We start from the raw sequence: 21,832 nt of genomic DNA, 5'->3' as shown, positions 1-21,832 counted from the left end.
AAATTTATTTTTAGTATCATTTTGATACAACTCATATCAACATTGCATTTCATGAGATTTCGTTTTAGTGTAGCAAACGAAAGTATTTTTTACCTGTGTTTATTTTATCCGGAAAAAATGATAAATTGTGTCGTTGTTCGCTGGTTTATTTACCGGAAATACTTTCACAACAACAGGTGTTCCATCCATAGTAAATGTATGTTGCAAATGGCAGGTTAAACTGATCTATTCATTCAGTTATAATCTGCTTCTATGATTTATTGTTCATGTTAATCTATCATGGAAATGATTCACGCAACACGGCCTGGATTGGTGCTTGGTTTTCACGGTTGTGAAGAAGACGTACGAGACGCATTAGTGAGAGGGAGTATTAAAATGAGTCCCAGCAGTAAGCCATATGATTGGCTGGGAAGTGGTTGCTATTTCTGGGAGAACAGTTATGAACGGGCATATGATTATGCCTGTAATCCTCCGGGAAATAAAGTAATCCGCTCGCCGGCGGTATTGAGAGCAGTTATTGATCTGAAGTTCTGTCTTGATTTGCTGGATGCAACATGTTTAAACCTTGTACGTGAATCCTATCATGCATTGTTCAAAGCTGTTGTTAATGATAAAAGAACGCTACCCGTGAATATGCCGGCACGAGGATCACAGGATTTATTGTTAAGAAATCTCGATTGTGCAGTAATTGAGAACCTGCATATCGACAGACAAATGAAGAATTTAATACCCTACGATTCTGTGAGAATTGTTTTCATGGAAGGTAATGAGCTTTACCCTAACGCGGGATTTAAGGATAAAAACCACATACAGATCTGCGTCCGAAATCCTAATTGTATCAGAGGTTATTTTAACCCTGTGAAGGATATACACTGGCAAGATCGGGTTCCATTAAGAAATACCGGCGCTGAATGGTTTGACGAGATCTGATTTTCCTGGTTGATAAATTTATAAGATGACAGAGAAAGATTACAATGAGATGCTACAGATTCTTAAAGAACAGCAGGAGCTTGTTAGCAGTGACGCTGACGCTGCCCATGAACTTCTGGTAAGACTTAACATTCTTCATCTTTGCATCCCCAAAGATGCCTATACAGAGATGGAAGTAGTATATCCTGTAGACTCCTTTGCAGAGGAGATTTATGTGGAAACTAAGCTCCGCACTTTTCTATGTGACTAAACACCAAATAAAAAAGGCTTTAAGAACACATGTTCTCAAAGCCCGACTTCTAACTTATCAATCAACAATCTTAGTTTAGTTTCAGATTCTTCCAGTCCCCGCCGGAGCCGTTACCAACCCAGTAACCTATCATTCCTTTTTTTTGTTTGCCGAGTAATGTAACTGTTAAGCATCTTTCGCCATTCAGATAGGTACTTGCTTCCGTATCAGTTACTACTATCTTTACATGAAACCATTTGTTGGGATCTGTGGAAGGATTTACTTCATGCTCATATTTTCCGGGGTATTGTTCTCTTAAAAATGGCCAGTCGTTTCCGGGAAGTGAAATGTATTGCACAGCGTGCCCTCTTCTGCCGGCTTCAGGAACCTGGAAATTGAACGGTCTGAAATAAATGGCGTCATAAGTAGAATCGTTTACGCCATGGAAAGCAATACCTACAAAACTCTGTTGCAAAACATTCTTTCCTTTTACATCAAACTCAATAGTGCCGCTGGCAAATTGTTTATTTTTAATCCAGGCTATTCCTGCACCTGGCGCTTCGTTCAAATGGATAATGGAGTCGCTGACCATTGCGCGGTTTACCACCCGCAGCTCCTGGGCTGTACATATGTAGGTAAAGCAGATAATGCCGCTTAAAGTAAGCATAATGTAGCGTAACATGTGTATCGTGTTTTATAATCCGGTGGAGATATTTGCAAAATCATGCCGGACGAATCGACTTTGAGTGGTAACCCTTTTTATATTGCCTATTATTTAATGTGTCCGTTAATGATACAAGTGCCTGTTCATGCCCGTACAGTTGATGATAAGATCAAGAAAAGAAGCGGATAAGCAGGATATATCTCCCTTACTTACCCGCTTCTGATATAGAAAAATAATCTATTGCAGCAATGCGCCGTTCAGGCGAACCAGCTCCGTTTCCGCGAGCTTGGTATTATAACGCGCCTGTATAAGCCGGTAATAGGAATCTTCCAGGCTTTGTTGCGCTATTTTTACTTCAAGAATGGTAGATATGCCTTGTTTGAAGCGCTCCAGCGCAACCATCGCATTCTCTCTGGCAAGATCGTTTGTTTCTTCTTCCAGCGACACTTGTTTTTTATAGTATTCGTAGTCTTTGAACGCGTTGTTGAGCGACAGGTCTACCTGGGATCTTACGTTATCCAATGTGATATTCTGGAAATCAAAGTCGATCCGCGCATTTTGCACCTGTCTTTTTACATTAAATCCATTGAAGATAGGGATAGCAGCGGTGAAGCCGTAGTTGAAAACGGCATTCCGGCTGAAACGGGGACTGAATGCGTTAGATGCAGCATTGGAGGTATTCCTGTTATAATTATATCCTGAATTGAAGGAGATAACCGGGAAGTAATCTGCTTTACGCTCCCTGACCGTCAGGGCAGAAATATTCACATTCTGTTGCTGTACTTTAATAGCGGTATTGTTGTTAGCAATGTTTTGTTGTAGCACCGAAAAGGATAGCCCGCTGTTAAGCGGAATGGAATCTACCACGTCATATCCGGTAGCGCCGGCGGGTACGGCCATCAACTGGTTCAGCAGGGCTTTACTTTGTTCTATCAGCGTTTGCTGGCGGATGTATAATGCCTTCTGCGCATTCAGGTCTACTTTTGATTGCAGCAGATCCGTTTTGGGCGCGAGACCTGTACTGAATTTGGCGTCAGACAATTTTACCCGTTCTTCGGAGATGGACATCTGCTCTGCCAAGGCTTTCAACTGTTGCTTTTGTTGTACAATGTTATAGTATCCGCCGATGATAGTGGAGATGGAATTCTGCACCTGGTCTTTTATGGCCAGTTCCCCTAGGTCGCGGATAGATGCTATTTTATTGCGTGTAGCGAACATCTTTAAACCGTCAAACAACGTCCAGCTGAGGGTTACGTTGCCAGTGAGATTGTTGCCCTTGATGCCGCTGGTATCGCGTTTGGTACCGTTTACAAACTCCTGTTTGGTAGCGGTGCTATTCCAGGTAGTACCTGCAGTGGCATTCACGCGCGGTACAAATGCAAAATTCGCATAGGCGTAGTCGTTAGCAGACAGTTCAGCTGTATTCCTGGCCAGGCGAATATCAAAGTTGTTTTTCAGCGCCACATCTATTGCCTGTTCAAGGGTAAGCACCTGTTGCTGTGCCTTTAACGCACCCACACTTAGGAGTAACAGGAATAAGAAGAAACACTTCTTTATATTTTTCATCATAAATAGCATAATCGTGATCATTCAAATCTGTTATTATCAGGCATGTGCTGCTGCTACCTGTGCTTCCTCATTGTTTGCCATTTCGTCTTCCTCGTCAGTATTATTACTTCTGCCTCTGCGCGACAGGAAGGTATACATCGCCGGAATTACAAATAAAGTTAACACCAGTGAAAAGATGATTCCACCCACTATAACGATTCCCAGCGGAATGCGGCTGGTGGCGGCAGCGCCGAGCGACATCGCAATCGGCAACGCACCCAGCGCCATAGCGAGGCTCGTCATCAGGATAGGACGTAAACGCATCGAGGAGGCATGGATTACGGCATCGGCTTTTGCCATCCCGGTATCACGCTGATGGTTGGCAAATTCCACGATCAGGATACCATTCTTCGTTACCAGCCCTATCAGCATAATTACACCGATCTGAGAGAAGATATTCCAGGTTTGGTCAAATACCCATAGCGACAGCAACGCTCCGGCAAATGCCAGTGGTACCGTTAACATGATGATCAGCGGATCCACCCAGCTTTCAAACTGTGCGGCCAATACCAGGTAAATGAGTACCAATGCCAGTCCTAATGCAAACATAGTATTGGAGCCGCTTTCCGCATAGTCGCGGGAGGAACCGGACAAGGCGGTATTAAAGGATTCATTCAGCACACTTTCATTTTGCAGTTTATTATAGATCCGGTACATTTCGGTGATACCATCGCCAATAGTTTTGCCCGGCGCCAATCCTGCTGACACCGTAGCGGATTTGTAACGGTTAAAGTGATAAATGATCGGCGGACTGGTTTCTTCTTCTATACTTACCACGTTATCGAGCTGTATCGCTTCGCCACGTGAGTTACGTACATAAAGGTTTTGCAGATCCATTGGATCATCACGGTCGGCGCGGAACACCTGTCCCATTACCTGGTATTGTTTACCATTCCTGATAAAATAACCATAGCGGAGGTTACTCAGTGCCAGCTGCAGTGTGGAGGATATATCCTGTACAGATACGCCGAGTTGTGTTGCTTTATCGCGGTTAATATGTATGCGCAGTTCCGGTTTATTGAATTTCAGGTCCACATCCGTTCCCTGAAAAACAGGGCTGTTGCCCACTTCTTCCATAAACTTGGGCAGCACCCTGGTAAGACTGTCGAAGTTGATATGTTCCAACACAAAAGACACCGGCAATCCCGCGCGGCGGCCTACCTGGATAGTCTGGGATTCAATGGCAAAAACTTTACCCTCCGGAAACTTGTTCATGCTCCGGTTTACCATATTCACGATGTCTTTCTGGGAGCGGGTTCGATCGTGAGGCTCTGTGAGCATTACGTTGGCAAAGGCGGTGTTTACCGCACCGGAGCCACTGAAGCCGGGAGAAGTTACGCTCAGGATGATCTTCTTTTCAGGAATAGAATCCATCATGAACTTAGTGAGCTTATCCACATAATTATCCATGTAATCGAATGCAGTGCCCTCCGGAGTGGTAATGGACAGGCGGAAAGTGCTACGGTCTTCCAGTGGCGCCAGTTCCGACTGCAACGTTTTAAAGAGGAAGTAAATCATTGCCAGGCAGCCGACGATGATTAGTCCGGCTACCCAACGGATACGCATAAACGATTCCAGTGATTTTCTGTATCCGTCTTCCATCCAGCGGAAGAAAGGTTCCGTTTTGGTATAAAACCAGGAATGGGTATGTGTTTTACGGCCCAGCTTCACGTTTAGTACAGGCGTTAACGTGAGTGATACAAAGGCAGAGATGATTACTGCGCCGGCCACCACGATGCCAAATTCACGGAACAGTTGTCCCACGAAGCCCTGGAGGAAGATGATCGGTAAGAATACAAAGGCCAGTGTGATCGACGTAGCGATTACGGCAAAGAATATTTCTTCAGATCCTTCGCGTGCAGCCCTCATACGAGGCATTCCCTGTTCTATCTTCTTATAAATATTTTCTGTTACCACAATACCATCATCCACTACCAGGCCGGTGGCCAGTACAATGGCCAGCAGGGTGAGGATATTAATGGTAAAGCCGCAGGCGTACATAATAAAGAAGGCGCCGATTAAGGATACGGGGATATCTATCAGCGGACGGAGCGCCATGAGCCAGTCGCGGAAGAACAGGTATACAATAATAATTACGAGTACCAGTGCTACTATGAGGGTTTCTTCTACTTCATCGATCGATTGTTTGATGAAGCGGGTGTTATCCATTGCAATATTTACGGAATAATCTTCCGGGATATCTTTTTTCAGTTGTTCGAATCTTTTATAGAATTCTTCTGCAATGGCTACATAGTTGGATCCGGGCTGCGGGATGAGGGCGAGTGCAATCATCGGGCTACCGGATTCTTTCAGCACGGTTTCTTCGTTTTCAGGTCCCAGCACTGCCTGGCCGATGTCGCGGATGCGTATCTCGCTGCCGTTTACATTTTTAATGATCAGGCCGTTGAAATCGTCTTCAGATACCAGCCGTCCGAAGGTACGTACGGTAAAGTCGGTGGCGTTGCCGGCAATTTTGCCGGAGGGCAGTTCCACGTTTTCGCGTAACAGGGCGGCCTGTACATCGCCGGGGGTAAGGCTGTAGGACGATAACCTGGCAGGGTCCATCCAGATACGCATGGCGTATTTTTTTTCTCCCCATATCTGTATGGCGCTTACGCCGGGAATGGTTTGCAGTTTTTCCAGGAGTACGTTGGAGGCGTATTCGGTTACTTCCAGCTGGTTGCGGGTGTTGCTCTGCACCGTCATGGAGATGATGGGGTCGGAGTTGGCGTCCTGCTTGGATACTACGGGTGGAGCATCAATATCGGGTGGCAGCTGGCGCAGCGCCTGTGATACTTTATCACGCACATCGTTGGTAGCGCCTTCCAGGTCTTCTCCAAGTTCAAATTCCACGGTGATGTTGCTGCTTCCCTGGCTGCTGCTGGAAGAAATATTTTTGATGCCTGCGATACCATTGATCTGTTTTTCCAGTGGTTCGGTGATCTGTGTTTCGATGATATCGGAGTTAGCGCCTGCATACGAGGTGCGTACGTTCACGACAGGCGGATCGATCGCCGGGAAATCCCTTACCCCCAGAAAAGTAAAGCCCACCAGGCCGAATATCACGATAATGATATTCATCACGATAGCAAATACGGGGCGTTTGAGAGATAATGAAGGTAAACTCATGATAATTATTTTCAGGTTTTCTGCCGGGCTTTCCTGTTGGCAGCGATGCTGCCGTTGGTAGTGCCGTTGGGAAAACTATTATTGTATCTTATTGTACTTCAACTGCATGCCTGGTTTCAGCTGGAGAATACCAGTGGTAATAACCGTGTCACCAGGTTGTAGGCCACTGGTGATCTGTACACTGCTTTCGGTTCTGATGCCTGTTTCTACTGTTACAAACTTGGCCTGGCCTTTATCGGCAATGATTACTTTTTTATCACGGGTACCGGGAATAACGGCCTGTGACGGTATCAACATAGCATCCGGGAGGTCTTTCAGCAAAATTTTCACTTTGGCAAAGGAGCCGGGGAACAGGATACCGTTATTATTAGGAACGATAGCACGGAGCTTTACAGTACGGGTGGTAAGATCTATTTTCGGATCAATGGCATAAATGCTGCCTTTATATTCTTTATTGTCACCGGATACCAGGAAGTTGACCTGGTCGCCATTTTTGATGGCGTTGCGGTATTTCTCGGCCACGGAGAAGTCCATTTTCAGCGGATCTATTTGCTGGAGGGTGGTAATAATGGTAAGGGACGACACGATGGCGCCTTCGCTTACGTTGCGTAAACCGAGCTTACCGCTGAAGGGAGCGCGTAGTTCTGTTTTCTGCAACTGGGTTTGGGTATACTCCATATCGGCTCCGTAGGCGCTTACCTGGTTGCGGGTCACATCTACGTCCTGTTGGCTGATTCCATTTATTTTAAGGAGGTTTTCCTGGCGTTCCAGGGTTGTTTTGGCCAGTTGCTGCTGTAATTTGAGTTTCTGAAGCTGTGCTCTGAGGTCTTCGTCATACAGTTTAACCAGCAGATCTCCTTTTCTTACAGTGGTTCCTTCTTTAAAATAGAGGTGTGTGATGCGGCCATTAATTTCCGGTTTCACTTCTACTTCTTCATTGCTCTGCAAGGTGCCGCTTGCTTCAATAGATTGGTCGAGCCGGGATGTTTTAACGATCCAGGCATCGGTAAGCAGCAGCCGGGAAGCGCCTGCTTTTGCGCCGGATGCCGCAGCGGCCGGCTCTCCGGCTGATTTTTTGCCGGCTATTTTCTTAAAAGCGAGGTAAATGACGATACCGGCTGCGGCCAATATAACTATTGTGCGAACGGTCTTTTTGGTGATGGCCATATCTTATTTATATGTGTTTTTCTAACTTTTGCTACTGATTCATAACAGAGAAACAGGCTCCTGAAGGGATACTATCTCACAAGCCGGACAAATTTACGCATTGAGGAGGCTGAATGCTCCCGGCAACTGTTAAATAGCGTTAATGCTTTAGATAAGTGGCTAAATAGCCGGTTGAATGGAGATATTTTAAGATTTATATGTTTTGGATTTCAGAGAATGGCGTAATTGTCCCGAAAAAGGCGACTTTTGTGGTAAAATATGCAAATCTGTAATCCAGCCAGTATCAAAAATATATAAATTCTTTTATTAACAAAGCTATGAATATGTTTACTGTATTGGGTTTGGTGAGATTGGCCAGGTTAGAGCGTCCTTAAAATTCGGGCTATCTGTTGGCAATTCAATAAAAATTATATTTTTGCAGTCAAGTTTTAAACCAAAAACACTTAAAATTATGTCAGACATTGCATCAAGAGTTAAAAAGATCATCATTGACAAATTGGGCGTTGACGAAGCCGAGGTAACTCCTGAAGCCAGCTTCACCAATGACTTAGGCGCTGACTCTTTGGATACGGTAGAACTGATTATGGAATTCGAAAAAGAATTCAACATCTCCATTCCTGACGAACAAGCTGAAACTATTACTACTGTTGGCCAGGCAGTTGCTTACCTGGAAGAACATGTAAAATAATCCTCCTAATCAGAATTGTTTTAATGCAACCAAGACGAGTTGTCGTTACAGGTTTAGGCGCTCTTACACCGCTCGGCAATACTGTGGCCGATTTCTGGCACGGATTGACGAACGGTGTATCCGGCGCGGATTATATCAAGCAATTTGATGCTTCCAAGTTCAAAACCCGTTTTGCTTGCGAACTGAAAAATTTTGATCCTGCTAACTACCTGGACAAAAAAGAGGCCCGTAAAATGGACCCCTTTACACAAACGGCTGTAATTGCCGCAGATCAGGCGATACTAGACGCCAATATCAATAAAGACAAGATCAATGCTGATCGTGTTGGAGTGATATGGGGCACTGGTGTTGGAGGGATGATCAATTTCAGTCACGAGCTGAGAGATTTCCATACTGGGGATGGTACGCCCCGCTTCAGTCCTTTTCTAATTCCAAGGCTTATTCTTGATATCGCTGCCGGCTATATTTCTATCCGTCACGGTTTCAGGGGGCCCAACTTTTCCGTTGTATCAGCCTGCGCATCTGCTACCAATGCTATCATTGAGGCGATGTACAGTATCCGTTACGGCAAAACCGATATGGTGGTTACCGGCGGATCGGAAAATGTGATCAACGAGCCTTGTGTTGGTGGCTTCAACGCCATGAAGGCCCTGTCAGAAAGGAATGAAGATCCCAAAACTGCTTCCAGACCCTTTGATCTTGACCGCGATGGTTTTGTGATGGGCGAAGGAGCTGGCGCACTGATACTGGAGTCGTTAGAACACGCACAGGAAAGAGGCGCCAGGATATACGCAGAGTTAGCCGGCGGCGGCGCTACAGCAGACGCATATCACATCACAGCCCCACATCCGGAAGGACTGGGCGCTTTAAATGTAATGCGGAACGCTTTGGCAGATGCCGGAATGCAGGCCAACGAAATCGATTACATCAACGTTCACGGTACTTCCACTCCGTTGGGAGATATTGCCGAAGTAAAAGCCATTCAGCGCGTTTTTGAAGAGCATGCCTATCAAATGAACATCAGCTCTACAAAATCCATGACAGGGCACTTACTCGGGGCTGCCGGCGCCGTTGAATCCATAGCCGTAATTATGTCTATCCTCGATGGCATAGTTCCTCCTACGATCATCAACCACTTCACTGACGACCCGCAGTTAGACCCGAAGCTGAATTTTACTTTTAATATCGCACAAAGGAGAGAAGTAAACGCTGCATTGTCCAACACCTTCGGGTTTGGCGGACATAATGCTTCCGTGATTTTCAAAAAATTTGTTCCTTGATCTTGATTGTGTGAGTTTACTGCCAGGTTTTTTATATCGACTTGTTTCCAAAAAAAGGCACTTATATAAAGAGCTGCACAACCTGCTGGGCTTCCCGCCTGGTAACTTTGCCCTTTATGAAGTGGCCCTGAGCCATCGTTCCAGTAAAGAAAAATTCCTGGAAAGCAACGAAAGGCTGGAATACCTCGGTGACGCTATTCTCGGCGCCATTGTGGGTGACTATCTCTTTAAAAAATATCCCTATAAAACAGAAGGATATTTAACCGAGATGCGCTCCAAGATCGTTAACCGGCAACAATTGAACGACATTGCCATCAAAATGGGCTTAAGAAAGCTCACCATCTACGACAAATACAACAGCTTCCTCAAAATAAGCCAGATATTCGGCAACACCCTCGAAGCCCTCGTAGGTGCTGTATACCTCGACCGCGGCTATAATAAAACCCAACAGTTTGTGCATAAACGCATTATCATGCCTTATATAGACATGGAACTGCTGGAAACCGTGGAAATGAACCACAAGAACAAATTATACGGCTGGGCCAATAAAAATGGCAAAACACTGGAATTCGAACTCCTCGAAGAACAGATGGACAACGGCCGGCGCATCTTCACCGTAGGGGCTGTAGTAGACGGCGAACTCATTTGCAGCGGCAAAGCCTTCAATAAAAAAGATGCCAGCCAGATCGCTGCACAACAAGCCATTATACAACTCGGGTTAACCGACTAACTGTTTTTGGTAAGATGTGCTCCGCCCATCATCAGCTACTTACTTACCGGGTGTCTTAATATCGTTTTCAGCTTTTCCGGCGCCGTTTTCCTGAAATCCGACAGGTAAATTTCATGATGCCGCCCATTCATGCGCAACCCCTGCTGAAGCATGAACTCCTCCATCTTTTTCAATGATACCGGCTCTTCACTATAAGGACCAATATGCATCAGCTGAACACTCAGCCCCTCTTCTATATGCTTTAAATCCACCTGCCTGATAAAAACAGACCTCTTCTTTTTCTCTGCAGCAAGCACTGCTTCGGAAAACTGCTGGCGGGTAATGTTGTCCGGCATCCTGATGGCCAGTTCGTAGTGCCATTGATCGCGGGGTACCTGCAGCGGATCTGCGGTATTAACGTTTACCCACCAGAAACCTTCCAGCTTGCTCACGGTAAAGTCGCGGCCCCTTTGCTTGCTGCTGAACTTAATACCATATGCCACTGCATACAACGCTGCCGTTACTTCACTAAACATGGGACCATTGGGATCCCCTTTGCCTGTGATAGTTACAAACAGTCCCTTTTCTATGGTAACCAGTTCAGGTACTAACGCGGCAGTATAGTACTGTTTGAATTCCTTTGTTAAATCCAGTTTACTCATATTTTTAAATGTTAATTGTATATCAAATGCAAAGGTGATGAGCAGCAGCCATCCCATGATGATATAGACTTTCATTGTTTTAAGAGTTAAAATCCCCCGGGGAGTGCCAGGGGATGTTTACGCCGGCTAGCGTAACCCAATCTGTATGTTGGTGATATTCTGCGCCGGTTGTTCAAAATTATACCGGAGGTATTGTTCCCGCGTATAGCCGGTTACCTCCATACCCAGTATACCGATACCGGTAAACAGCTGCCCGTAGGTAGTGATGAGCTGTTCCCAGGGGCCTTTGTGCTGCATGCTTACGCAGTTGAAGGCGGGCAGTGTTTCGCATTGCCACGGCGCTGTAACTGTTTGCACGGCCGTTACCGGCAGGCCGATATCCAGGGTGAATACGGTATCTGGTTTTCCGTCGAAGTTGCGGTAGTGCCATTCGGGGGCGCCGCATATTTCCAGTCCGGCGTTGATGGCCTCCCGGTACACGTCTTTAATAGCGGTGCGTACGAGCGACAACATACCGGCATAATTAGTTTCGTAACGCTGATAGAAGAAATGAAAGGGCGCCGCAGATAACATCTCCGGAAGAACAGCCGAATGATCAAAGAAGCCAAACCAAAACTTCAGGGGTTCTATCTCCAGTAAATTAAAATGCTGATAGATAGCTTTGGCAAAGGCTGTCATTGCAGTACCGCTGGCGGTTATGATCTGCTTATCAGCTACTGCGGGTTCATCCAGGTATTTTCCGGCGCCTTTATAAGCAGGGGCCTGTTGCTTTAGCACTTCAGGGTGATTGCTGGTATGGGCAATGTTGTCCAGGAAGCCGTGCTGCCCCAGCAGCACAGTGGCGCCGCAGATAGCCGCGACTGTTTTTTGCTGTGCCAGCAGTTGTTTAACAAGTGGAATGATTGCAGCATTGGAATCATTTTCCATGGCCGCACCTCCAGGAAGTATCAGCAGGTCGATATCCGCTTTCAATGCCTCATCAAGACTTGCACGGGGTTGTATCTTTAGCTGCCCGCCGGAAGTAACGGGTTCGCCGGTAAAGGAAAAGGTAACGATGTTGGTATCTGTGAAGCTTCCCAGGCCATACATGGCCAGCGCGGGTTCCCAGTCGGAGTAGCCATTGAACAGGAATACATAGCAATTGCTGAGCTTTTTCATATTTGTATTGTTTTTGATCACAATACAAAAGAACAGCCTGGGAGTGACAACCTTATGTCAGCAGCATTTCCGGATTTATAAATAATGTCCGTGGAGTTCTGTTACAAGATCTCCGATAGCGGTTTTGAGCTCCTGGGGCTGCAGCACTTCCACCCGGTTGCCAAACATAATCAACCACCTGGCGAAATGGCCCAGGGAGGCCTGGAGGAATGTAAGCTCTGTTTTATCGCCCACCACTTTTTCGTCCATAAGGCCATAATAATACTTCTGTTCCCTTACATACCGCAACATATCGTTGTCCAGCGCTATTTTAACGAGATAGGTATTTTCGCTGTTCCGGCTGCGCTGCTGTTCCAGGTAGTCCTGCAAAGAAAGATGCTTGTTTTTCTTATAAGTGGCCGGCAGCACGGTTAATTTACGGATACGGTCTACCCGGAAGTCGCGGTAGCCCTGCCGGAGCTTGCAGAAGGCGATCAGGTGCCAGTTGGCGCTGCTATGAAAAATACCTATTGGTTCTACTTCCCTGCGGGTGGCCACTTCCTCCTGGAAGGAAAAGTACTCCATACTGATCACCTGGTTCATGCCCAGGGCTTGCTGAATATCGGAAAGGAACCGGTTGGGGAACTCCGCCGCATCCGTTACTACAGGCCGGTACCTCAATACGGCGATGTTTTCATCCAGTGATTCGAGGTAGTCCTTTTCTGTTCCACGGAGTACGGAACGGATCTTTTCCATAGCAAGACTAAACTGTTTCCGGTTACTGTGGTCACTGAATTGTTCCATCAGTTTTTCCCCGGTCAGGAGTGCGGCTGCCTCTTCTTTGGAAAACATCACAGGGGGCAGATGATACCCTTCCACGATATAATAGCCGGTACCCGCTTCCGCACCAATGGGCACGCCGGCTTCCTGCAGGGCTTTTACATCCCTGTATACCGTTCTTAAGCTAATGTTAAAGCGGTCAGAGATTTCCGCGGCCTTTACTATTTTTTTACCCTGTAGTTGTATGAGAATGGCGGTAAGCCGGTCGATACGATTCATGGAAGTGATCAATTCTGGGTACTAATTTCGGCTTCCCGGAATTATTTTCAGAAATTTTTTTAAACCGGTTAAACTTTTATCAAAGCAGGCCGTCTTAAATACATCTCTCCTGATAAAAGATAGGATACCGGGAAAATGATAACTGGCGACTTTCGGGAGATCATCAACACAATGCTACAGTACAGAATATAGGTTAAATGGTAAGTCCCTGCAATTTCTTGCGGGGACCTGTTTTTTAAGCCAATAGCTAATATCTAATAGCTCATCTCGTTCAGCTTCACTTTGCCCCGGAATGTCCAGAATAAGAAAGTAGTATATCCAATTACCATCGGGGTGCCTATGACTGCAATGAGCAGCATAATTTTCAACGACTTAACAGAAGACGCCGCTGCATAAATGCTGATACTATAAGCAGGATCAGTAGTAGATATCACAATGTTGGGATACAGGCCTACCGCGAAGAGGATAAGCAAACAGGCAGTGATAATAGAAGAATAGAGGAAGGCGGTGTAATATCTGCGGGCATCCACATTTCTTTTGATATTCAGCAGGATCAGTACCGCCAGCATGGGCAGCAGGAAGAGCTGCGGATGTGATTTAAACTGAAACGTCATATGCGGCACATAAATAAGGGTAGCCATTGACGTTAGGATAAAGCAGAGAATGAAGAACTTGCTGCAGTTGTTCACTATCACCGTAAGCCTGGTGTACAGCCTGTTTTCCGTTTTCATTACCAGGTAAATAGAACCATGCAGCATGAACAGCGATAAGGTGGTAAAAGCAATCAGTATTGCATAAGGATTAAAAAAGGTGAGCAGCGTGCCGGTAAATTCATGTTCCTTATTTATCGGGAGACCGTGAATGAGGTTGCCCAATACCAACCCCAGCAACAGCGTAATACCGGTACTGGACACGGTATAACTGATATCCCACATTTTGCGCCACCAGAGCCAGGTTTCCTTGCTCCTGAATTCTATTGAAATAGCCCGGAAGATGAGGGCTACGAGGAATAACATAAAGGGAATGTAGAAGGTAGATAATACCACGCCGTATACCAGCGGAAAACCGGCAAACAAAGCCCCGCCGGCAATTACCAGCCATACCTCATTTCCATCCCATACCGGTCCTATCGCATTCAGCACCAGGCGCCGGCTTTCTTCTTTTTTAAAAAACAGGTGCAAAGCACCAGCCCCCAGGTCGAAGCCATCCAGCACACCATAACCAGTGATCAATCCGCCAATCACTAAAAACCACCAGGTGGGAAGATCCAGTCCGAGAATTGTTTCCATGAGTTATAATTTAGTGGGATGGTAAGTTATATTATCGTGATAATAGCCGTCGTATTCAATTTCAGCATTCTCTGAAACATCTGGTCCGTGCTGTATTTTCCGCGTTAGCAGATAGATGAACAGCGTAAACAGCAACATATATACCAGCGTAAATAATATCAGCGAGAACATTACCTGGTCTGCGGTTACTTTACGCGACAGTGCATCAGATGTGCGCAACAATTTGTACACCACCCAGGGCTGGCGCCCTACTTCGGCGGCATACCAGCCTACCTGGTTGGCTATTTGCGGCAGCAGTACCGCCCATGCAAATATGATCATCAGCCAGCGCTGGTTAAACAGTTTCTTTCTCCATAAAAAGAAAACGGCCAGCAGCGTAAGTCCTATGAGTATCATGCCGATCGTAATCATCAAATGATACATCTGGAATACAAAGTTCACTGCGCCGGGCCTGTCTGCCTTGGGCGTGGCTCTGAGACCTTCTACCGGGGCGGAGAAGCTGCCATGCGTAAGGAAAGAAAGGCCTCCCGGAATTTTTATGCCGGTTGTTTTTTCATTTTTATTATCTACCCAACCCACAATATACATGGGCGCTACTGCAGAACTATCGTAGTGCCCTTCCATAGCAGCCAGTTTGGCGGGTTGATATTTGCTTACATAGTGAGCGGAACGGTGACCGGTGAAAAGCTGCATCAGCGCAGCAATTACAGCTACGCCCAGGCCTACTTTAAACATAGCCTGTGCATGTTTGACAAAGCGGTTTTTAAGTACATACCAGGCGGCAACGCTCATCACGAGGAAAGAGCCGGCGAGAAAGGAACCAATGATCACATGTGAGAACCTGTCGACCGAAGAAGGGTTAAACACCATCTCCCAGAAATCAGTAACTACTGCGCGCGCCTGCAGATCATGCCCTTCTATGCGGTAACCAGTTGGCGTTTGCTGCCAGGAATTGGCAATAACGATCCACAATGCAGAAAAGATAGAGCCCAGCGCCACCATACACGTAGAAAAGAAATGTACGCCTTTGTGAACGCGGTTCCAGCCAAACAATAATACACCCAGGAAGGCAGATTCCATCGCAAATGCAAAGATGCCTTCCGCTGCCAGCGCGCTTCCGAAAATGTCGCCTACGTAATGTGAATAAGTAGCCCAGTTGGTGCCGAATTCAAATTCCATTACAATGCCGGTGGCTACGCCGATCCCGAAGATCAATGCAAATATTTTAATCCAATATCGTGTAATGTCCTTGTAAAGCGACAAACCGGTTCTGAGGTACAGGCCCTCCATGATCACGAGGCACAGTCCCAGCCCTATACTCAGCGGAGGATAGATGTAATGGAAGGCAATGGTAAAGGCAAACTGTATTCTGGATAGTATTTCTACTGAAGGCATAATGTTCAATTATTGATGCAAAGGTAGCAGGTGAAGATATCCATGAAACTGATGTTTGTCATGTATTGATAAAAATATAATGTTATCATCACCTTAACAAGGAAATAACCCGCTTTTCAACTTGTTTTTACTATCTTGAAACAATAATTTTAGTGTAATGGTTTACTTGGTATAACGTCCTGCCGATGCGCAGGACGTTTATATGTTCACCACTTTACTTCATTTCTATTACTACTTTCCCCAAATAATTACCGTCGCCCATATACCTGAATGCTTCCTGCGCCTCGCTTACAGGGAATACGCTGTCTATTACCGGGTGGATATCATTTACTTCTATTGCGGCAGCCAGCTCCTGGAAACTTTTCAGGCTGCCTACAGAGTAGCCCTGCAGCCGGATATAGCTGCCTACAACTGTAAACAGGTCTACCGGCAGCTGTGCGCCTTCAATGAAGCCTACCAGGCCCACAAAGCCATTGAAGCCTACCGACTTAACAGAATTAACGATGGTGGCGGCGCCGGCAATATCCAAGGTAGCATGTACACCTTCCCCGCCCGTGATACGTTTTACTTCTTCATGCCAGTTGGGATATTTTTTATAATCGATTACTTCGTGGGCGCCCAACTCCTGTAATTTCTTCAGTTTATCCGGATGACTGCTGGTGGCAATCACCTTCGCGCCTGCTGCCAATGCGATTTGCATGGCAAAAAGGGAGACGCCGCCGGTGCCTTGTGTAAGTACGGTTTGCCCTGCCTTGATACCAGCATAGCCCATCAGGCCTGTCCATGCGGTAACGCCGGCAACAGGCAATGTAGCGGCTTCCACGCTGGTTAAATTGGCAGGAGTGCGTACCAGTGCATATTCAGGGATCACTGCATATTCTGCCAGCAGGCCGGGCGTGCTTACACCGGTTCTGATATGATTGGTACCGGCGGTGGCCAGGCCATGCTGCCAGAGCTGGTTGTAATGAATGGCCACCCGATCGCCCGGTTGCCATTTGGTAACGTTATCACCGATGGCGGCTACCACGCCGGCGCCATCGGAAGTGGGAATGCGCGGCAGCGGCAATTCCTTGCTGTAAGTGCCGGTAGCAAGGGCTACATCGAGGTAATTGAGTGCCGCGGCTTCTATTTTTACCAGTACTTCACCAGGCCCGGCTATGGGAGTGGGTATTTCTTTGAGCTGTAAACTCTCCAGTCCGAATGCTACTTGTTGTATTGCTTTCATAAGAACTATTTTTTTCTTTCACAAAATTGCTCCCTAACTTCATATAAGACAAGTATGCACCATTTGGGAATGTAGGTACCAGATGGATACTATTGCTGATAATCAATGCCAAAAAAATGAAGAAATCCGGAAAAAATATTCATGCTGACACGATTTGCGCGGTTGATTACGCTTTCCAACGGATTGGCGGCAAGCATAAGGGGCGTGTTATTTACCACCTGAGAAACGGGGTGAAAAGATATGGAGAGCTACGGAGGATCATGACCGGTATAACTCCTAAAATGCTCACGCAAGTGCTACGTGAACTGGAGGACGACGACCTGGTTACCCGCCATGTATACCTGGAGGTGCCGCCCCGCGTGGAATACCAGCTAACGGATACGGGCAGGGAACTACTGCCCTTTATTACCCTGCTGAGCGAATGGGGCCGCAAACAAATGGGACGGGAGCCGCAATGCCAACCAGAACCCGCTCTGGCGGCAATGTCCTAAGCGAAGGTTGTCTTTTTCGCTGATTACGCTGATTATACTGATTACTTTGATTTTACTTTTGGATTTTATAAAGGATTAAGGGAGATATAAGCGGATAGGTTCGCTTTTATCTCCCTTATTATTAATCTAAAAATCCAAAAAAATCCAAAAGTAAAATCAAAGTAATCAGTATAATCAGCGTAATCAGCGAAAAAGACAACCTTCGCTTAGGACATTGCCGCCATGGATTCGAACTCTTTCTTCCTGTCGCGGTATTCTTCCATCGTGAAGTTGTATACCACGGAGTCGCGTTTGTTTTTATTTGCTACAAAATGACACGCATGGATATATGGTTCTGCGATATTCAGTTTGTCCAGTGGCGTTACTACCAGTAGCTGCAGGTTCAGTTGTCCGCAATATTCCATGAGGTAGTGACTCTTTTCAGGGTCCAGTTTGCTGAAGGCTTCATCTACTGTGATGAAGCGCAGGCTGCGGTGTTGACGGTTGGCTTCATTGATACCAAACTGGTAGGCAATGGCGGCTCCCAGGATGGTGTAGGTGAACTGTGCTTTTTCGCCACCGGAAAGACTAGCCGTATCCTCGTAATATTTGAATGCCTTGTTGTCGGCCACATAGAATTCTTTTGCGCCGAAGTCGAGCCAGTTGCGTACATCCGTTACTTTGCGGCGCCATGCTTCGTTTTGTTGTAACTCGGTGATGAGCAGTTTGATATTTTCAAACAGCTGATCGCCATAGGCTTCATCTTTTTCAAGTTGATATTTATAAGAATCCGGTACTGCGTTGCTGAGTTTTTCCTTGAAGTTCCGGATCTCCACATCGCGTACATGGCGGCATTCCAGTTGGAGGTAGGTATCCGGGTTTTTATTGAAGGTGATGTTGCGTAACGGTTCGTTCAGGTCTTCCATTACTTCGCGTATCAGGTCTTCCTGTCCGTATATCCATGCCCGGTAGTTGGTGATGGCATTGAGCATGCTGGTGTCCATGTATTTACGGAAGCGTTCTTTATGTTCAATGAGCCGCTGGAATTTAATCCGCTCATAGAGCGAGGTAAATTCGTCGAGGTATTTCACATGCGGCTGCAGATCCGCAACATCACCGAGCCAGTCGGGGAAGGTATCGTGGATGGATTTTGGCGGCATCACAAATGCTGCCAGCTGCCGGGTGATTTCGGCTTCTTTTTCCGCGGTCAGACGCATCGCGTCGTGCATGGTTGCCTTCATGTTATCATCTGCCCGTTTCCGGTAAGATGCCAGCTCAAGGGTTGTTTCCGCCGGTTCGGTCAGCGACAGGTCTGTAAGGTATTCCAGCACGTATTGCAGGGAAACGTCGTCCAGTTTATTGACCTTCAGTTGATTGAAGTGGCGCAGTTTCTCCGCGGCTTTATCGTCCAGGCGGCCTTTTTCCTGGAGGGTGCCTTCTTTCTCTTTTTCCTTGCCTTGTATTTGCAGGGTAATATCGTCCAGCTGATCACAGATCACCTGGTATTTATCGCTGGTTTTGAGCAGCGTTGCTTTTTCGCGTGCAAATGATTCAATGACGCCGGCATGGATCTGCCAGTTGATTTCACTGTAGTTACGCAGCGACAGCAATGCGTTCAGCAGCGCATTGATATTGGCAATGGCTTTCCTGCTGTCTTCCAGCTGGGAAATGCTATGCTGCAGTGTTTCAATATTCTTGTTGCATTCATCCTGTTCTTCTTTTAACAGGCGCAATTTGTTTTTGTTGTTCCATCCCAGCACATAATTATTTTTCTGGGAACGGTTAGGGCGATCATCTTTTTCATGGCGTGTAGCCTGCCGCGTTAGTCCGTTGGAAGTTACTGCTTTCCGGCAACGGTTGAATACAGTCATGTCGTCGGTACAGGTATAATCGAACTGATCGAGCAGCTGGTTCTGTAACCATTCCCTGAAGATGGTGCCGGGTTTGATATCTATTTTTTGCAGCAGGCTTTCTTTTTCAGAAGGCATCCGCAACATGGTATAACTCTCCTCTTCTACTTTGTGGTATACGAGGCGGGTTTGCAGGTTATTGGAATTGATGTAGCGGTTGATGTCCAGGATATATTCTTCGGGTACAAGGAGGCGCAGGCCGAAGTTGTGCAATACTTTTTCGATGGCGCTTTCCCAATGGATCTCTGCATCTTTTACTTTGATCAGTTCACCGGCAAAGGGCAGGTCATCTTCCTGGATATCCAGCATATTTGCCAGCTGCTGACGGATACGGATCAGCTCATAAGGGATATTATTTTTCCGGTGCAGGAAGGAATCTATTTCTTCTTCCAGCTTTGATACCTGTGTCCTTTCTGCGGCGAGGCTGCTTTTGTGATGAAAAATTTCTTCCTGTAATGTTTCCAGTTGTTTATCGTGCGCTGTTTTCATCTGTTCAGCGCCTGTAATATTTTCATGGAACTGCTGTTCATCCGGATTGGGTGCGAGCTCCAGCCGGTCTGTGAGCATATTGTATTCTTCCATCTTATTACGTTTGGCCTCCATGGCTTTTTGTTCGTAATGGATGGATTTTTCGATAGAGCGCAGTTGTTCATCTACGCTGTTATTGGCTTTCTGGGCTATCAGCTCGTCTTTACGGAGGTGCAGCGACTGGAGTTGCTCATTGATATTGGTAAGACTGCGGGTAGTTGCCTGTTGTTCTTTCTGTAAAGATTCCAGTTCTCTTTCCAGGATATCTTTTTCCTGTTTATTAAACCAGGAGGGCAGGATATCCTGGAGCATTTGCAACTCCCGGTTCCTGTCTTGTAATTGCTGCCAGGCCGCGCGGTTTTCGATGATAGGTTCCAGCAGTTTCAGCTGGGTTTCATCTTTCTGAATGGCACGATGACTGGTGAGTAAACTATCATAGTTTTCGCGCAGTTTCAGGAATTCGTTTTCGCTGTCTGTTTCTTCCAGCATCTGTCCGCGGATAAACGTGTTCAGATCGCCGAGTACTTTGATACCAACGGTTTGGTTAAAGAGAGACAGGGCTTTTTCGCTTCGCAGTCCGAATATGTTGCTGAACAGGGCTGCGTATTCTTTAAAGCTGTCGGTGATTTCTGTTTTGGGAAATTCGAGGCGCAGTCTTTTTTTCCAGTCGCCTTTTACATCAAATTTCCCGTTGCCGAAGTGATCGTTGATATTAAGTTTATGCGGCGAAACGATGTATTGCCGTTTCATTTCCCCGGAGTACCATCTAACCTGCGCCAGTGTGATCTGGTGCATGGTAGCGGCGTTGTAGAAGTAGGCCAGCAGTACTGAGTAAGGGTTGTTTTCCTTATGACGGAGCTGGTCCGTTTTGGACTGCTGCGATTCTTCGGAGAAGGTTTTACCGTAGTAGCCCCAGAAATAGGATTCTTCTCCTCTGTCGCGGCGTTGTTCTGTTCCGGACGACTGGTTATAGAATCTTTTCCCGGCGGGCACCAGCAGTGTTAAGAGCGCATCGATCAGGGTAGTTTTACCGCTACCGTTTGCGCCGGTGAGCAGGGAGGTATTACCGTTGGTATTGACGCGATATATTTTATTGTGGAAGGTTCCCCAGTTGTATATTTCAAAATATTGCAACCGGAATCCACTTTCTTTTGAATCACTATTGAACAGGGTGGACATGCAGGTTTAATTTTGATTTTATTTCTTCCAGTTTCTCGTTATTTACCAGTGCTTTGATGATTCTTTTTACCTCGTATTGATGCAGTTCCTTGTTGGCAGCGTCCTCCCGGGTCATTTTCAGCACGCCTACATTTAAGAGGCTGTTGATGGGTTTATTGAGATCTTTCAGTAGTTTGGATTTGTTGTGTCGTTCTTTAAAGAAGAGTGCGAGTCTTTCTTTGATTTCTTTTTGTGTCATAAAAAGACGGGTGCCATTGCCCTGGATATCGAATTCATCGAGGGCTTCGCGGAGCACAATGCACAGCAGCGTGGCTTCGTAGGTAAGCCGTGATTTGCGCATGAGGCGAGGCAGTGGTTTTTCGTTGGTTTCATCTGCTTCCGGTTGCACGATACGTGCAAATCCATCGGCTTCGTTTACCACCAGTTGGAGGCCGGTTTGCTGCAGGTATTTGCTGAGCTCTGTTTGCCATCCAAGCAGGTCTTTCCAGTAAGATTTATCTTCTTCGTATACAGGTCCCTGCATGAGTTTTAGAAACACGTGTGCAAAGGGAGATATATTTTTCTCGGCCATGAT

Annotated in this window: 18 protein-coding genes; 6 read left to right on the top strand and 12 right to left on the bottom strand. The window is 46.4% G+C overall.

The window, feature by feature from the left end; genetic code table 11:
• The first annotated feature begins 285 nt into the window (after nucleotides 1-285).
• Both QFZ48_RS08775 and QFZ48_RS08770 read left to right on the top strand, forming a co-directional pair.
• Entirely contained in the window at nucleotides 286-930 is a 645-nt protein-coding gene (locus tag QFZ48_RS08775) for a hypothetical protein (protein ID WP_429061991.1), read from the top strand.
• Nucleotides 931-979: 49 nt separating this feature from the next.
• On the top strand, nucleotides 980-1,180 hold the full coding sequence (locus QFZ48_RS08770; RefSeq protein ID WP_429061990.1) for a hypothetical protein: 201 nt from the start codon (nucleotides 980-982) through the stop codon (nucleotides 1,178-1,180).
• Nucleotides 1,181-1,250: 70 nt separating this feature from the next.
• Here QFZ48_RS08770 and QFZ48_RS08765 read toward each other — a convergent pair whose 3' ends face one another.
• The 4 genes from QFZ48_RS08765 to QFZ48_RS08750 form a co-directional block, all read right to left on the bottom strand.
• Complete coding sequence (locus tag QFZ48_RS08765; protein ID WP_429061989.1) at nucleotides 1,251-1,841, bottom strand: family 16 glycoside hydrolase; 591 nt, start codon at nucleotides 1,839-1,841, stop codon at nucleotides 1,251-1,253.
• Nucleotides 1,842-2,060: 219 nt separating this feature from the next.
• Nucleotides 2,061-3,392: a TolC family protein gene (locus tag QFZ48_RS08760; protein ID WP_429061986.1), complete on the bottom strand. Its 1,332-nt coding sequence runs from the start codon at nucleotides 3,390-3,392 to the stop codon at nucleotides 2,061-2,063.
• 36 nt (nucleotides 3,393-3,428) lie between these two features.
• Complete coding sequence (locus QFZ48_RS08755; RefSeq protein WP_429043949.1) at nucleotides 3,429-6,560, bottom strand: efflux RND transporter permease subunit; 3,132 nt, start codon at nucleotides 6,558-6,560, stop codon at nucleotides 3,429-3,431.
• 78 nt (nucleotides 6,561-6,638) lie between these two features.
• On the bottom strand, nucleotides 6,639-7,727 hold the full coding sequence (locus QFZ48_RS08750; protein ID WP_429061984.1) for an efflux RND transporter periplasmic adaptor subunit: 1,089 nt from the start codon (nucleotides 7,725-7,727) through the stop codon (nucleotides 6,639-6,641).
• A gap of 451 nt (nucleotides 7,728-8,178) precedes the next feature.
• Between QFZ48_RS08750 and QFZ48_RS08745 the strand changes: the two genes are divergently transcribed.
• The 3 genes from QFZ48_RS08745 to rnc are packed head-to-tail and all read left to right on the top strand — an operon-like array spanning nucleotide 8,179 to nucleotide 10,425.
• Complete coding sequence (locus tag QFZ48_RS08745) at nucleotides 8,179-8,415, top strand: acyl carrier protein (RefSeq protein ID WP_012788038.1); 237 nt, start codon at nucleotides 8,179-8,181, stop codon at nucleotides 8,413-8,415.
• A 23-nt stretch (nucleotides 8,416-8,438) separates the two neighbouring features.
• The gene (gene fabF / locus QFZ48_RS08740) at nucleotides 8,439-9,695 is read left to right on the top strand and encodes a beta-ketoacyl-ACP synthase II (RefSeq protein ID WP_429061983.1); all 1,257 of its coding nucleotides are present in this window, start codon (nucleotides 8,439-8,441) and stop codon (nucleotides 9,693-9,695) included.
• Between the two features lie 10 nt (nucleotides 9,696-9,705).
• Complete coding sequence (gene rnc / locus QFZ48_RS08735) at nucleotides 9,706-10,425, top strand: ribonuclease III (RefSeq protein ID WP_079469778.1); 720 nt, start codon at nucleotides 9,706-9,708, stop codon at nucleotides 10,423-10,425.
• 35 nt (nucleotides 10,426-10,460) lie between these two features.
• On the opposite strand, the gene QFZ48_RS08730 is transcribed toward rnc, so the two are convergent.
• The 6 genes from QFZ48_RS08730 to QFZ48_RS08705 form a co-directional block, all read right to left on the bottom strand.
• Entirely contained in the window at nucleotides 10,461-11,141 is a 681-nt protein-coding gene (locus QFZ48_RS08730) for a GyrI-like domain-containing protein (RefSeq protein WP_429061981.1), read from the bottom strand.
• A gap of 51 nt (nucleotides 11,142-11,192) precedes the next feature.
• On the bottom strand, nucleotides 11,193-12,224 hold the full coding sequence (locus QFZ48_RS08725) for a DJ-1/PfpI family protein (RefSeq protein WP_429061980.1): 1,032 nt from the start codon (nucleotides 12,222-12,224) through the stop codon (nucleotides 11,193-11,195).
• A 75-nt stretch (nucleotides 12,225-12,299) separates the two neighbouring features.
• A complete protein-coding gene (locus QFZ48_RS08720; RefSeq protein WP_370911218.1) occupies nucleotides 12,300-13,262 on the bottom strand; it encodes a helix-turn-helix transcriptional regulator in 963 nt (320 codons plus the stop codon).
• 254 nt (nucleotides 13,263-13,516) lie between these two features.
• Nucleotides 13,517-14,551 carry a cytochrome d ubiquinol oxidase subunit II gene (cydB, locus tag QFZ48_RS08715; RefSeq protein WP_429061979.1) on the bottom strand — a complete coding sequence of 345 codons (1,035 nt, stop codon included), beginning with the start codon at nucleotides 14,549-14,551 and terminating at the stop codon, nucleotides 13,517-13,519.
• A 3-nt stretch (nucleotides 14,552-14,554) separates the two neighbouring features.
• On the bottom strand, nucleotides 14,555-15,946 hold the full coding sequence (locus QFZ48_RS08710; protein ID WP_429043965.1) for a cytochrome ubiquinol oxidase subunit I: 1,392 nt from the start codon (nucleotides 15,944-15,946) through the stop codon (nucleotides 14,555-14,557).
• Nucleotides 15,947-16,160: 214 nt separating this feature from the next.
• Nucleotides 16,161-17,171 (bottom strand): zinc-dependent alcohol dehydrogenase family protein, encoded by a 1,011-nt coding sequence (locus tag QFZ48_RS08705; RefSeq protein WP_429061977.1) that lies wholly within the window; start codon nucleotides 17,169-17,171, stop codon nucleotides 16,161-16,163.
• 116 nt (nucleotides 17,172-17,287) lie between these two features.
• Between QFZ48_RS08705 and QFZ48_RS08700 the strand changes: the two genes are divergently transcribed.
• Nucleotides 17,288-17,662, top strand: a complete 375-nt coding sequence (locus QFZ48_RS08700; RefSeq protein WP_429061975.1) for a winged helix-turn-helix transcriptional regulator — start codon at nucleotides 17,288-17,290, stop codon at nucleotides 17,660-17,662.
• A gap of 206 nt (nucleotides 17,663-17,868) precedes the next feature.
• Here QFZ48_RS08700 and QFZ48_RS08695 read toward each other — a convergent pair whose 3' ends face one another.
• Complete coding sequence (locus QFZ48_RS08695) at nucleotides 17,869-21,258, bottom strand: ATP-binding protein (protein ID WP_429061973.1); 3,390 nt, start codon at nucleotides 21,256-21,258, stop codon at nucleotides 17,869-17,871.
• Nucleotides 21,239-21,829 (bottom strand): DUF4194 domain-containing protein, encoded by a 591-nt coding sequence (locus QFZ48_RS08690; protein ID WP_370911212.1) that lies wholly within the window; start codon nucleotides 21,827-21,829, stop codon nucleotides 21,239-21,241. The genes QFZ48_RS08695 and QFZ48_RS08690 overlap by 20 nt, the downstream gene beginning before the upstream one ends.
• Between the last annotated feature and the right edge of the window lie 3 nt (nucleotides 21,830-21,832).

The sequence above is a fragment of the Chitinophaga sp. W2I13 genome (assembly GCF_050434005.1).
In the GTDB taxonomy this organism is placed as follows: Bacteria; Bacteroidota; Bacteroidia; order Chitinophagales; family Chitinophagaceae; genus Chitinophaga.
The sequence above is the reverse complement of the archived record's forward strand: the minus strand, read 5'-3'. Positions and strand labels throughout refer to the sequence as shown.